This is a genomic window from Limnobaculum zhutongyuii (assembly GCF_004295645.1).
Taxonomy (GTDB): domain Bacteria; phylum Pseudomonadota; class Gammaproteobacteria; order Enterobacterales; family Enterobacteriaceae; genus Limnobaculum; species Limnobaculum zhutongyuii.
This window is the reverse complement of sequence record NZ_CP034752.1, coordinates 3,963,411-3,976,296: the sequence shown is the minus strand read 5'-3', so window position 1 is coordinate 3,976,296 and position 12,886 is coordinate 3,963,411. Positions and strand designations below refer to the sequence as shown.

The following is a 12,886-nucleotide window of genomic DNA, read 5'->3' as shown; positions in this document are numbered from 1 at the left end:
TGCATAATGCCTAAAAGGTTTACCAAACAAGATTTAAATTATCATTCTACGCTTAGCCCGCTGAATTCGCTGGGGGTGACGGGCCGATGGCAGAAAGCACTAACGCTTTCAGCTTTTATGCTGCCTGTGATGTTGGCCGGATGTAGCTATCAGTCGTTTACTGAAAGTGCATCGGGTGAAATTCGTTATGAAACGCCAAATCGCAAAGTCAGTGATTACTCGCGAGTGAGTTGTGACGGTAATATCTGGAAAGCTCAGGACAGTGAAACTTACGCTAACTCATTGTATTGGCTACGCCTGATTACTTGTTCTCAGTCGCTTCCAGCTTCCCGGGCTCAGGCACAATCCGGTGAATATGAAACGACAACCTGGGATGGTGTCATGAAGCGCGCCGTCTTGTTATCCCGGGTTGAGGTCAATAATTCGGAACGTCGTCGTTCACTGGAGCAGCTAAAGAATTTCCGTTCAATGTATCCGGATACGGTCTATTCTCTGATTCAACTCTGGACAGATGAACAGTCGATGGAACTTAGCCTGTCGGATGAAAGAGTTCGTCATCAGCGCCAAAAAGAAAGTAATGACACACAAATGGATGCGCTGCACGCTCAGTTACAGGATACTAAACATCAGCTTAATGAGATGACGCGCAAGCTGGAGAACCTGACAGATATTGAACGTCAGCTCTCATCACGTAAGAATCTTCCTGCCGATAGCACTATTGGTAGTGCAGCAAAAACTGAACCAGCACCAGTCGTTATCCCGACACCTCCGGTGGTGCCAGAAAAGCCAGCAGGAACAACGCAGCCAGCGTCAGCGGCTCAAAAGATAGCGCCTGATGCTAAACCAGCAGCAGGTGAAAAAGCGGTTGAACCAGCAAAATCTACGCCAGAAGTTAAATCCACACCAGAGGCTAAACCCACCGTGGGTGATAAACCTGCGGAGCCGGTAAAAGCGGTTGCCCCAGCAGTGGATAAGCCAGTAACGCCTCAGAACAAAACAGAAAAAGAGAGTGCCAAACCAGCACAGCCACCGGCAACAACTGCTCCGGCTAAAGCAGATACTCCAGCAGTAGAGAAAAAATAGACCAGCCGTTATTAAGGAGTTTAGTTGATATGACATCGCGTAAGCCTGCCAATTTATTACTGGTTGATGACGATCCCAGTCTGTTAAAGCTATTGGGAATGCGCCTGACCAGCGAGGGTTTCAATGTCACGACGGCGGAGAGTGGACAAGAAGCATTACGTCGTTTAGGTCGTGAACAGATAGATCTGGTTATCAGCGATCTGCGCATGGATGAAATGGACGGTATGGCGCTGTTTAATGAAATACAAAAACATCAGCCAGGTATGCCGGTCATTATTCTCACTGCCCATGGCTCTATTCCTGATGCGGTTGCTGCGACGCAGCAGGGTGTATTTAGCTTCCTGACGAAACCGGTGGATCGCGACGCGCTGTATAAAGCCATTGATGATGCTCTGGTAATGAAAGTACCGGCGGGTGATGAAAGCTGGCGGGAAAATATTGTGACCCGCAGTCCGCTGATGCTACGTCTGCTTGAACAAGCAAAAATGGTAGCGCAGTCTGATGTAAGCGTGCTGATTAACGGCCTGAGTGGAACCGGTAAAGAGGTACTGGCCAAAGCGATACATAGCGCCAGCCCACGGGGAAATAAGCCCTTTATTGCTATTAACTGTGGCGCATTGCCGGAACAGTTACTGGAGTCTGAGCTATTCGGACATGCCAAGGGCGCATTTACCGGTGCTGTCAGCAGTCGTGATGGCCTGTTTCAGGCGGCTACCGGTGGTACGCTGTTTCTGGATGAGATCGGTGATATGCCATTACCGCTGCAGGTAAAACTGCTGCGCGTATTGCAGGAACGCAAGGTGCGTCCATTAGGCAGCAATCGCGATCTGGACATTGATGTACGGATTATCTCGGCGACTCACCGCGACTTACCGAAAGCCATGGCGAAAGGAGAATTCCGTGAAGACCTCTATTATCGTCTGAATGTGGTTACCCTGAAAATTCCTGCGTTAAATGAACGAGCAGAGGATATTCCGTTGTTAGCTGACCATCTGTTACGCGAATCAGCAAAACGCCATAAGCCTTTTGTACGCAGTTTTTCTACCGATGCCATGAAGCGTTTAATGGCTGCCAGTTGGCCGGGTAATGTGCGCCAGTTGGTTAACGTCATTGAGCAGTGCGTTGCACTGACCAGTACACCGGTTATCAATGAAGCATTGGTACAACAGGCTTTGGATGGTGAAAATACTGCATTGCCAACCTTTGTTGAAGCGCGTAATCAGTTTGAACTGCTCTATTTACGCAAGCTTTTACAGATGACGAAAGGTAACGTTACCCATGCCGCTCGTATGGCAGGGCGAAACCGAACTGAGTTTTATAAATTGTTGTCACGCCATGAATTAGATGCGAACGATTTTAAAGAGTAGCGTTTAATCTTTTTTAATCCGGGCGACAGTCATTTATACTGCTGCCTTTGTAACCTGATAGCGAACAGTGAATTGATATGAGCAAAGCTCTCTCTATCGCATTAGCGCAGTTAAATTGGCTGGTTGGTGATATTGAAGGTAACACTAACCGAATGCTACAAACCATCAGCGAACAGCAGCAGGCGGGAGCCGACCTGGTGCTGTTTTCTGAGCTGGCCCTGACCGGTTATCCACCGGAAGATTTACTTTATCGTGACGATCTCTATCAACGTTGTGATGAACAATTAGCCCGATTACAGGCCGCTTCCTCTGAGACCGCCGTTATTGTGGGGCATCCATGGCGGGACAATGGGCATTTGTATAATGCACTTTCCATGTTCTGGCAGGGAAATCTGGTTACCCGCTATTACAAGCAACAGTTGCCCAACTATGGCGTATTCGATGAGAAACGCTATTTCAATGCGGATGACAGAACTTGCTATGTTGATTTTAAAGGTTACCGTGTTGGTTTACTGATCTGTGAAGACCTGTGGTTTAACGGCCCGGTTGATGCACTGAAAGCCGCTAATGTTGATATGATCCTGTCAATTAACGCCTCGCCTTATAATCGTGAAAAGCCATATATTCGTAATCAATTGCTGGCAGAACATTGCCATCGTACCCACTTACCGCTGGTGTATTTGAATCAGGTAGGTGGTCAGGATGAACTGATTTTTGACGGCTGTTCCAAGGTTTTTGATGCAACAGGCAATATGACGCACAAGCTGGCGGCATTTAAAGAGCAGACTCAGTTAGTTAAGTTTAACAACTATCATATTGAATCCATGGTGTTGCCAGAGCAGCCATCAGAACTTTCACTCATTTATGATGCGTTGGTACTGGCAGTACGCGATTACGCCAACAAGAACGGTTTTAAAGGGGCTATTCTTGGTTTATCCGGCGGTATTGATTCAGCCTTAACGTTGGCGATTGCCGTTGATGCCTTGGGCAAAGAGAAAGTTCAGGCAGTGATGATGCCATTCCGCTATACCGCAGAAATCAGTATTGAAGATGCGCGGGAAGAGGCAGAAACGCTGGGCGTTGAGTTTGATGTTATCTCCATTGAGCCGATTTTTGATGCCTTTATGACTCAACTGGCACCAATGTTTGTTAACACCCGCCGTGATACTACCGAAGAAAACCTACAGGCCCGCTGCCGTGGAGTAATCTTAATGGGGCTATCAAATAAACGCGGTAGTCTGGTGTTAACCACCGGAAATAAAAGTGAGATCGCCGTAGGGTATTCGACGCTTTATGGTGATATGGCGGGTGGTTTTGATGTATTAAAAGATGTACCAAAAACACTGGTGTTTAAACTATCGGAATATCGTAATACTCGTTCACCGGTCATTCCTCAGCGAGTGATTGACCGTCCACCTTCTGCGGAGCTGGCTCCGGATCAGAAAGATGAAGATAGCCTGCCGCCTTATCCGGTACTGGATAAGATCCTTGATGGCTATGTGGAACGGGATATGTCGGTAGAGCAACTGGTAGGGGAAGGCTTCGATGAGGCGATTGTGCGTAAGGTTATCCGCCTGGTTGATATTAATGAGTATAAGCGCCGGCAGTCACCGGTAGGCCCAAGGATTACTGCACGTAACTTTGGCAAAGATCGGCGTTATCCGATCACTTCCGGCTTTGGCCGTAAAAATTGGTAAGGGTTTGACTTTTATGAAGAAGATTGACGCAATCATTAAGCCGTTTAAGTTAGACGATGTTCGAGAAGCGCTGGCGGAAGTGGGCATTACCGGCATGACGGTAACGGAAGTAAAAGGTTTTGGCCGCCAGAAAGGGCATACGGAACTGTATCGCGGCGCTGAGTATATGGTGGATTTTCTGCCAAAGGTGAAAATTGAAATTGTTGTGGCTGACGATATTGTTGATACCTGCGTCGAAACCATCATGAATACCGCGCAGACGGGTAAGATTGGTGACGGTAAGATTTTTGTCTTTGATGTGGCTCGCGTGGTGCGTATTCGTACCGGCGAACAAGACGAAGACGCAATCTGATTTCTCTTCCTCTGTAAGCCGTTACCTTGACTGGTAACGGCTTATTCATTCTTTTATAAGCAGTTGGCTTATAACACCTTATGTGGACCAAAACATTCGTAATGAAGCTGTTGTGGATTAACTCCCCAACTGATTAGCTGTTGAGCAACGAATTGCATAAATGGCACCGGTCCACAGAAGTAATAGTGCATATCAGCCTGATTAAGAGTGGACTTCAGTTTTGCGAGATCCATTAAACCTTGATAATGGTTGGATTCATTCAGGTCACTATTTTGAGGATGCTGATACCAAATATGCGCTTCCGTATTTGGCATGGTCTCAAGCAGTTGGCTTACTTCCTGACGGAAAGCATGAACACCAGAACGTTCAGTGGCGTGCAGCCAGTAAACCGGACCTTGGTGTGATTGTGCTTTTAACGTATTTAGCATACCCAACATTGGCGTCAGACCTACACCACCAGAGATTAATGCAACTGGGGTATTCGATTTAACATCCAGATGGAAATCACCATAAGGTGGTGCCAGCTTAAGAATATCTCCCTGTTGAGCAACATCATGAAGATAGTTTGAGGCTTTACCCTGCGGTTCGCGCTTAACGGCAATACGGTAATATTTACCGTTTGGTGCGTGAGTTAATGAGTACTGACGAATTTCCTGGTATTCCAGACTGTCACTTTGCAAATAGAGAGCGATATATTGGCCCGGTATAAAATCAGCTACGGGTTTGCCGTCGACCGGTTCCAGCTCAAAGCTGGTGATAATTTCACTTTCCTGCTGTTTTTTAACAATACGGAATGGACGTAAGCCTTCCCAGCCGCCCTGTTTTTCAGCGACCTGCTGATAAATTTCACGTTCCCGTTTGATAAACACATCAGCCAGTACCTGATAGGCTTTACCCCAGGCGTTAAGCACTTCTTCGCCGGGGCTCAGCATCTCATCCAATGTAGCAAGTAAGTGTTCGCCAACAATGGCATATTGCTCTGGCTTAATGTTAAAACTGGAGTGTTTCTGGGCAATACGTTCAACTGCCGGAAGGATCGCCGGTAAATTTTCAATATTGACCGCATAAGCGCATATGGCATTAAACAATGCTTCACGCTGGGCACCACTGAACTGATGGCTCAGGTTAAAAATATCTTTCAGTTCAGGATGATGTTGAAACATACGATCGTAAAAATGCGCGGTTAACGATGGACCAGTAGCGGTTAATACGGGTATGGTGGCTTTAATGGTAGCAATAGTTTGACTGTCGAGCATTCTCATATCCTTTTGATAGGGATTAATTAACATATATTTAAAATACATGTTTTAATTGATCTATGTCAATAGATATACCCATACAAAAATAGCAGTTAAATTGACAGTCAAATCAGTAAGATGATTCCATTAATAAGTGAAAAGCCGAGTATGTAGGCACTTTATGGTTACTTTTGTTCTTTATTGGACGAAAAGCAAACGTTTGCGTAAAAACCTTAATTTGGGTCTATTTAACAAGATGAAAACATATTACACTGGTTCGATGTTGTACTTAGTTGCACCTTTTACCAGTTAATTAGCTTACTCAGGAGATGCGGATGTTAAAGCGAGACATGAACATTGCCGATTATGATGCCGAATTATGGCAGGCCATACAAAAAGAGAATGTTCGCCAGGAAGAGCATATCGAGTTGATTGCTTCTGAAAACTATACCAGCCCACGCGTAATGCAGGCTCAGGGAACTCAATTAACCAATAAATATGCCGAAGGGTACCCGGGTAAGCGTTATTACGGTGGCTGTGAGTATGTTGATATTGTTGAACAATTGGCTATCGATCGTGCTAAAGAGCTGTTTGGTGCTGACTATGCTAACGTGCAACCGCATTCCGGTTCACAAGCTAACTCTGCGGTTTATATGGCGTTACTGAATCCGGGAGATACCGTACTGGGGATGAACCTGGCGCACGGTGGTCACCTGACCCACGGTTCACCGGTTAACTTCTCCGGTAAGTTATATAACATCGTACCTTATGGTATTGATGAAAGCGGTCAAATTGACTATGACGATCTGGCTCGTCAGGCTGAAATTCACAAACCAAAAATGATCATCGGTGGTTTCTCTGCCTATTCCGGTATCGTTGACTGGGCAAAAATGCGTGAAATTGCAGACAAAATTGGTGCTTACCTGTTTGTTGATATGGCCCACGTTGCTGGCCTGATTGCCGCTGATGTTTATCCAAACCCGGTTCCTCATGCGCACGTGGTTACCACCACCACGCATAAAACTCTGGCGGGCCCTCGCGGTGGTCTGATTTTAGCCAAGGGTGGTGATGAAGAGCTGTATAAAAAACTGAACTCAGCGGTATTCCCTGGTGGTCAGGGCGGTCCGTTAATGCACGTGATTGCAGCAAAAGCGGTAGCGTTAAAAGAGGCAATGGAGCCTGAGTTTAAAACTTACCAGCAGCAGGTTGCTAAAAACGCGAAAGCGATGGTGGAAGTATTTAAATCTCGCGGATATAAGATTGTTTCCGGTGGAACTCAAAACCATCTGATGCTGCTGGATCTGGTGGATAAAGATATCACCGGTAAAGATGCGGATGCTGCTTTAGGCAGAGCCAACATTACGGTTAACAAAAACAGCGTACCAAACGATCCAAGAAGCCCGTTTGTGACTTCAGGTGTACGTATTGGTACTCCTGCGGTAACCCGTCGTGGCTTTAAAGAAGCAGAAGTTCGTGAACTGGCCGGTTGGATCTGTGACGTGCTGGATAACATCAATGATGAAGCTGTTATTGCGGCCGTGAAAGCTAAGGTTCTGGATATTTGTAAACGTTATCCGGTTTACGCATAGTCGTTCCAACAGCAATCACGCTGATTTTCATATACAGTGATTATCAGTGCCCGAAACAGCTTTGCTAATAACAGGCGCTATATCGATAATATAGCGCCTGTTTTTTTACTGGAAATCGTCACTCTGGACACTGATAATCTAGAGTGTCTTTATGATAACCAAGGAGAAGTGTGTGAAAAAGCATAACCCAGGTTTTGAGCAGCTGTGTGAAGCCGCACGTAAAAATGTACATGAAGTCAGTATTCAGCAAGTAAAAGAGATGATGGACAAGGGAACCATTCCACTGGTTCTGGACGTTCGTGAAGAGAGTGAATTTCAGAAAGACCATATCCCCGGCGCAAAACATCTGGGACGTGGTGTTTTAGAACGTGATATTGAGACCATTGTTCCTGATAAAGCAACACCAATGGTGCTGTACTGTGGCGGCGGTTATCGTTCTGCATTGGCAGCAGAAAGCATCCAAAAGATGGGGTATACCAATGTGCTCTCTATGGATGGCGGATATCGCGGTTGGAATGAGGCTAGCTATCCGTTGGTCAAAGAGTAAATCATTAAGCAAATTCCCATGATGCTGATAACTCGAACCATAGTGTTTGCCATGATGTGCCTGCTGAGTCCATTAGCAGGCGCTCACCCCCATAGTTTTATTGATATTGATTCCAGCCTGGTTATTCAAAAACAGCAGCTGGTTGGTGTTCGTATGGTATGGGAGATGGATGAACTGACATCGGCCGCTTTACTGTTGGATGCCGCGATGGCAAAAGATTCACCATTGGTCTGGCAGAGCATGGCGGATGAGTTAATGGAAAATACCCGCAATCAGCTCTACTTTAGCTATATGAAACTCAACGATAAGCCGGTTCAACTTGCCGAGAAAGCGGATAATTATTCGTTATCTCGTCATGGCAATAAAGCGGTATTTACCTTTGTTTTGCCGCTAGTTAATCCAATTCCGTTGAAAAATAACACCATCACGCTGTCGACGTATGAACAGAGTTATTATGTGGATATGCGTTATCCTTCAGAAAAGTCGATTCATCTAACCGATGATATTGCTGCAATATGTAGCGTAAAGTTAACGACGCCAAAACCGGATGCGTCTCTGATGGCTTATGCCCGCTCATTAGATAAAAATGATTCTCCGGGAGAAGATATGATGTTGGGCAGCAAGTTTGCCCAAACCGTGACGTTGAAATGCCATTGATTGATAATAAACCCAACTATTCTTCTGGTCGTTTTTGGCCACTGTATCTTTGTCTGGCCGCCCTTGTCATGCTGGCGGTGCTGGTATGGTTAAAATGGCCGGACTTTCTATTACAAAGTTCCCTTTGGCAAAAACAGCTACATCAACAGCTGGTTTCGCTATTACAGCAAGTTAAGCAATATCCGCTGGAAACCGGTGGAATGCTGATGTTATTCAGCTTTATTTATGGTGTGCTCCATTCCGCCGGGCCGGGACATGGTAAGGTAATTATCACTGCTTATCTGGCGACCCATCCTTTAAAACTACGCGCCAGCCTGCTGCTAACCTTAGCCGCTTCGCTGGTGCAGGGCGTGGTGGCTATTTTGCTGGTTACCATAGTGCTTTCCGTTCTTCAACTCTCAACCCGAACCATCCACCAAAGTAATTTCTGGATGGAGAAGGGCAGCTATTTGTTGATTGCGCTGGTGGGAGGAATGCTCTGTTATCGTGCTCTCCGACAATTACGTCGTATGATGAAGCAAAAGCAGGTGCCACAAACCATTAAGATAAACTCTCTGACGCCGCTGGAGCCCGGGCATGTACACAGTGCTAACTGTGGATGTGGTCATCGTCATTTACCGACGGCTGATGAGTTGGACGTTTCTGGCGGCTGGAAAACCAATCTGGCGATTATTCTTTCTATCGGTATTCGGCCCTGCTCCGGCGCCATACTGGTCTTACTGTTTTCTAAAGTAATTGATGCCTATTCGTGGGGAATAGCCGCAGCGATGGTGATGGCGTTAGGAACGGCCACCACTATTTCACTGTTAGCGCTGTTGGTTCATTACGCACGTCGGTTAGCAGAAAAGATGACGGCAACCCGCCAGCGTTCAGAATGGGGTAAGGTCGCATTGATTTCCTTTTCACTATTTGGCGGTGTATTGCTGATATTGTTTGGTCTGGTTCTGTATCATGGTGTGTCACCAGCCGCTTCCGGCGGATTACGCTATTTTGGTTAATGATATTCGAGCTTATTCACGGGAGAAGTCATGAGAACTATTTTTGCTCATCGCGGCGTGTCGTCACTGGCACCAGAAAATACCCTATCGGCCATTAAGTTATGTACTGATTATCAGGTACGTTGGTTTGAGTGTGATATCGATATCCTTCAGGATGACACCATTGTACTGTCTCATGACTCAACGCTCGATCGCTGTACCAATCGCTCAGGTCCTCTGTTTGAATTAAATCGACAAGATCTGGATCAGATTGATGCCGGAAGCTGGTTTAGTGATGAATATTGCGGTGAACGTATTCCGACTCTGGACCAACTGATAGCACAGATGAATCAGTATCAGCTAAACGCCAATATTGAGATTAAATCCGGCGATGTCAGTGCCGAAGCCTGCCGTCGTTTACTGGCTGGGTTAGATCGGGCGTTAAATCAACTGAATGATGGGCGGGAATATATTATCTCCAGTTTTAATCCTATGCTGCTGGCAGAGTTTAAACGATTACGCCCTCAGGCGCCGGTGGCCTGCCTGTTTGAAAACCATACGTTAAACGATGACTGGCATGTGATTATGGAGTGGACTGGCGCTGAATATATTCATCCTCAAAATGAAGGGCTGACTCAACAGCAGGTACAGCTATTTAAAAGTAAGGGCTATCAGGTCAATGTCTGGACGGTTAACGCCAAAGATCGTGCCAATCAGCTGTTTAACTGGGGTGTGGATGGCATCTTCACCGATTTTCCTCAGAATTTCTCGTCAAAATACCGGGAAGATTAAGGTGTCGCATTATTTTTGACAGCTGAAGTTAAATAAACGTTTGGGATCTATTTGTTATCCCAACTGGTATTTAAGGCGGCTTTTGCGGAAATCTTTTAGCGCGAAGCTGCCGGTGCACAGGGCGTTATTGTCGTATTGCTCTGCGACCTGTTCGCTGACATAGCTAATCTGATGGTGCAAACCATAGTTTTTCACCCACATAACCAGATTTAGATTAGGTTGTGACATCTCCATACCATTAAATTCATATTGCTCTCTGCGGCAGAGAAAACAGGCGGTTTGCCCGGGAAGAATGCTTAATTCAACATCAGAACGGGGAAACTGAGTCCAGATTGTTCCATCATTAGTCACGCTGGAAATAGGGAACTGGTATGGGGCAAGAGAACGAATATTGTGGTACATCAGTTCAGTCGGTTCCCCGACATATTTATTCGACTTAATCCGGTTTTCGCTACGTACCCACTGGTTTTCAAAAAAATACTCGCCGGACAGGCTTAAAACGGCATTAGTATTGGGGGTAAACAGCGATTCCACCAACGAATGTTGTTTCGCGGCGACAGACAACATGGGTACATCATTGATGAATGGCAGATAGTTTGGGCTTGTATATTGACGAACTCCCTGCATAGGTCGGCTATCAACTAACTCAAAGAATCGATATTCCGTTGCTTTGGAAGGGCCGGTATAAAAGAATGCGTCTTCCGGCAAAGTGGTTCTGGTGATTCCTTTGCCATAGAAAGAGAACTCCCGAACAAAAAACGCTAAGAATAGGGTAGGGCGAGGGAGCTGAATAATATCCATAATCAACAACGAACCAATAATGGCCGGGCAATCTTGTACGGACTGCCCGGTATCCGATGATTAACGCTTTAATGCATCGCTTAATTCATCACGCACGGTTGACAGCAGTGCTTTAACCACACGTGGGTTACCCGCCACAACGTTGCCTGAAACATAAGAGTTATGTCCGCCAACGAAGTCAGTCACGATACCGCCTGATTCGCGAACCAGCAGTTCACCGGCAGCAAAATCCCACGGCTTCAGACCAATTTCAAAGAAACCATCAACGCGGGAAGAGGCAACATAAGCCAGGTCTAATGCGGCTGAACCGGTACGGCGGAAATCTGCGCACTGAGTGAACAGTTTGCCAACCATATTGATATAGGTAGCAGAGTGCTGTTTTGCTTTAAATGGAAAACCGGTAGCCAGAATGGTACCAGAAAGATCTTTTGCGTTTGAACCGCGTAAACGGTAACCGTTTAGCTGTGCACCCTGACCGCGAGCGGCGGTAAACAGTTCATTACGCATAGGATCGTAAACGACAGCGACTTCGGTGCGGCCTTTAACGCGCACAGCAATAGAGACGCTGAAGTGAGGGAGTCGTTTGATAAAGTTGGTGGTGCCATCCAGTGGATCAATAACCCATTGTACATCCTGGTCTTCTCCGGCCAGTTCACCGCGTTCTTCACTGATAATGGTATGTTGAGGATAAGCTTTACGAATAACATCGATAATCAGATGTTCTGCTTCGCGGTCAACGTTGGTTACAAAATCATTGTTACCTTTTTGGCTTGCTTCAACGGCGTCAGGTGTTTCATAAAACTTGGCGATCAGGTTACCAGCCTTACGTGCAGCACGTACGGCGATGTTCAGCATAGGATGCATGGGTATCTTCCACTAAATGTTAAAGAACAGAGAAATATAAAGCGGGCGAAGTATACCAGAGGATCGGCAAAATATACAGGCTGTGTTACTATTCATTCTCATAACTTTTAGCCCACAGAATTTTGTTTTTTATGTCAGAGCTTATCTCCGAGAAAATTGGACTGGATAATATTCGTATTGTGCTGGTCGAAACCTCCCATACCGGCAACATGGGTTCTACCGCCAGAGCCATGAAAACCATGGGTTTGACCAACTTATATCTGGTTAATCCACTGGTTAAACCTGACTCACAGGCCATCGCTTTAGCTGCCGGCGCCAGCGATATTATCGGCAATGCCACTATTGTGGATACGCTGGATCAGGCATTAGAAGGATGCCGTCTGGTGGTTGGAACCAGCGCTCGTTCCCGAACCCTACAGTGGCCAATGCTGGAACCACGGGAATGTGGAATAAAAATGTGTCAGGAGTCTGCTCAGGCACCGGTAGCGTTAGTGTTTGGTCGTGAGCGTGTTGGACTCACCAATGATGAACTGCAAAAATGCCACTACCATGTAGCAATTCCTGCTAATCCGGATTACAGCTCATTAAATCTGGCAATGGCAGTACAGATTCTGGCTTATGAAATTCGCGTTGCCTGGTTGGATCAGCAAGAAAGCGGCAAACCACAACCGGTGGTAGTGGAAGATGAGGTTTATCCACTGGCGGAAGATCTGGAGCGTTTCTATCAGCATCTGGAATCGACGCTGTTGAATATCGGTTTTATTCGTGCCGCTCACCCAGGGCAGGTCATGAATAAACTGCGTCGCTTAATTAATCGCGCTCGCCCTGAGAGTCAGGAATTAAACATTCTGCGCGGGATTTTAAGCGCTATAGAAAACCCCGATACAAGAAATAGGCAGAAATAATCCTGAATTAACACCTT

Annotated in this window: 13 protein-coding genes; 10 read left to right on the top strand and 3 right to left on the bottom strand. The window is 46.2% G+C overall.

The features are described from left to right. The first annotated feature begins 6 nt into the window (after positions 1-6). The 4 genes from EKN56_RS17745 (at position 7) to glnB (ending at position 4,499) form a co-directional block, all read left to right on the top strand. Entirely contained in the window at positions 7-1,083 is a 1,077-nt protein-coding gene (locus EKN56_RS17745; RefSeq protein WP_130593026.1) for a hypothetical protein, read from the top strand. 29 nt (positions 1,084-1,112) lie between these two features. Beyond that, a complete protein-coding gene (gene glrR, locus EKN56_RS17740) occupies positions 1,113-2,450 on the top strand; it encodes a two-component system response regulator GlrR (protein ID WP_130593025.1) in 1,338 nt (445 codons plus the stop codon). A 77-nt stretch (positions 2,451-2,527) separates the two neighbouring features. Further along, entirely contained in the window at positions 2,528-4,147 is a 1,620-nt protein-coding gene (locus tag EKN56_RS17735) for an NAD+ synthase (protein ID WP_130593024.1), read from the top strand. Positions 4,148-4,160: 13 nt separating this feature from the next. Continuing rightward, the gene (gene glnB, locus EKN56_RS17730) at positions 4,161-4,499 is read left to right on the top strand and encodes a nitrogen regulatory protein P-II (protein WP_108901578.1); all 339 of its coding nucleotides are present in this window, start codon (positions 4,161-4,163) and stop codon (positions 4,497-4,499) included. Between the two features lie 68 nt (positions 4,500-4,567). Here the strand turns inward: glnB and hmpA are convergent, their stop codons facing one another. Then, positions 4,568-5,755, bottom strand: a complete 1,188-nt coding sequence (gene hmpA, locus EKN56_RS17725; protein WP_221931553.1) for an NO-inducible flavohemoprotein — start codon at positions 5,753-5,755, stop codon at positions 4,568-4,570. A gap of 317 nt (positions 5,756-6,072) precedes the next feature. On the opposite strand from hmpA, the gene glyA reads away from it, so the two are divergent. The 5 genes from glyA (at position 6,073) to EKN56_RS17700 (ending at position 10,299) form a co-directional block, all read left to right on the top strand. Next, entirely contained in the window at positions 6,073-7,326 is a 1,254-nt protein-coding gene (gene glyA / locus EKN56_RS17720; RefSeq protein WP_130593022.1) for a serine hydroxymethyltransferase, read from the top strand. 172 nt (positions 7,327-7,498) lie between these two features. Next, positions 7,499-7,873, top strand: coding sequence for a rhodanese-like domain-containing protein (locus tag EKN56_RS17715; RefSeq protein WP_210405311.1), 375 nt, complete (start codon positions 7,499-7,501; stop codon positions 7,871-7,873). A gap of 18 nt (positions 7,874-7,891) precedes the next feature. After that, positions 7,892-8,530 (top strand): DUF1007 family protein, encoded by a 639-nt coding sequence (locus EKN56_RS17710; RefSeq protein WP_246019881.1) that lies wholly within the window; start codon positions 7,892-7,894, stop codon positions 8,528-8,530. After that, positions 8,521-9,528, top strand: coding sequence for a nickel/cobalt transporter (locus EKN56_RS17705; protein WP_130593020.1), 1,008 nt, complete (start codon positions 8,521-8,523; stop codon positions 9,526-9,528). The genes EKN56_RS17710 and EKN56_RS17705 overlap by 10 nt, the downstream gene beginning before the upstream one ends. Before the next feature lie 30 nt (positions 9,529-9,558). After that, the gene (locus tag EKN56_RS17700; RefSeq protein WP_130593019.1) at positions 9,559-10,299 is read left to right on the top strand and encodes a glycerophosphoryl diester phosphodiesterase; all 741 of its coding nucleotides are present in this window, start codon (positions 9,559-9,561) and stop codon (positions 10,297-10,299) included. A 54-nt stretch (positions 10,300-10,353) separates the two neighbouring features. Here the strand turns inward: EKN56_RS17700 and EKN56_RS17695 are convergent, their stop codons facing one another. Beyond that, positions 10,354-11,100 (bottom strand): hypothetical protein, encoded by a 747-nt coding sequence (locus tag EKN56_RS17695; protein WP_130593018.1) that lies wholly within the window; start codon positions 11,098-11,100, stop codon positions 10,354-10,356. A gap of 60 nt (positions 11,101-11,160) precedes the next feature. Further along, positions 11,161-11,964, bottom strand: coding sequence for an inositol-1-monophosphatase (gene suhB / locus EKN56_RS17690; protein WP_130593017.1), 804 nt, complete (start codon positions 11,962-11,964; stop codon positions 11,161-11,163). A 131-nt stretch (positions 11,965-12,095) separates the two neighbouring features. On the opposite strand from suhB, the gene trmJ reads away from it, so the two are divergent. Next, a complete protein-coding gene (gene trmJ, locus EKN56_RS17685; protein ID WP_130593016.1) occupies positions 12,096-12,869 on the top strand; it encodes a tRNA (cytosine(32)/uridine(32)-2'-O)-methyltransferase TrmJ in 774 nt (257 codons plus the stop codon). Positions 12,870-12,886: the final 17 nt, after the last annotated feature.

Bases quoted from the DNA above. Each gene is read 5' to 3' on its own strand.
- EKN56_RS17735 (WP_130593024.1), top strand. From the start codon at position 2,528: ATGAGCAAAGCTCTCTCTATCGCATTAGCGCAGTTAAATTGGCTGGTT.
- EKN56_RS17700 (WP_130593019.1), top strand. From the start codon at position 9,559: ATGAGAACTATTTTTGCTCATCGCGGCGTGTCGTCACTGGCACCAGAA.
- suhB (WP_130593017.1), bottom strand. From the start codon at position 11,964: ATGCATCCTATGCTGAACATCGCCGTACGTGCTGCACGTAAGGCTGGT.
- EKN56_RS17745 (WP_130593026.1), top strand. From the start codon at position 7: ATGCCTAAAAGGTTTACCAAACAAGATTTAAATTATCATTCTACGCTT.
- glyA (WP_130593022.1), top strand. From the start codon at position 6,073: ATGTTAAAGCGAGACATGAACATTGCCGATTATGATGCCGAATTATGG.
- EKN56_RS17695 (WP_130593018.1), bottom strand. From the start codon at position 11,100: ATGGATATTATTCAGCTCCCTCGCCCTACCCTATTCTTAGCGTTTTTT.
- glrR (WP_130593025.1), top strand. From the start codon at position 1,113: ATGACATCGCGTAAGCCTGCCAATTTATTACTGGTTGATGACGATCCC.
- EKN56_RS17705 (WP_130593020.1), top strand. From the start codon at position 8,521: ATGCCATTGATTGATAATAAACCCAACTATTCTTCTGGTCGTTTTTGG.
- EKN56_RS17710 (WP_246019881.1), top strand. From the start codon at position 7,892: ATGATGCTGATAACTCGAACCATAGTGTTTGCCATGATGTGCCTGCTG.
- glnB (WP_108901578.1), top strand. From the start codon at position 4,161: ATGAAGAAGATTGACGCAATCATTAAGCCGTTTAAGTTAGACGATGTT.
- trmJ (WP_130593016.1), top strand. From the start codon at position 12,096: ATGTCAGAGCTTATCTCCGAGAAAATTGGACTGGATAATATTCGTATT.
- hmpA (WP_221931553.1), bottom strand. From the start codon at position 5,755: ATGCTCGACAGTCAAACTATTGCTACCATTAAAGCCACCATACCCGTA.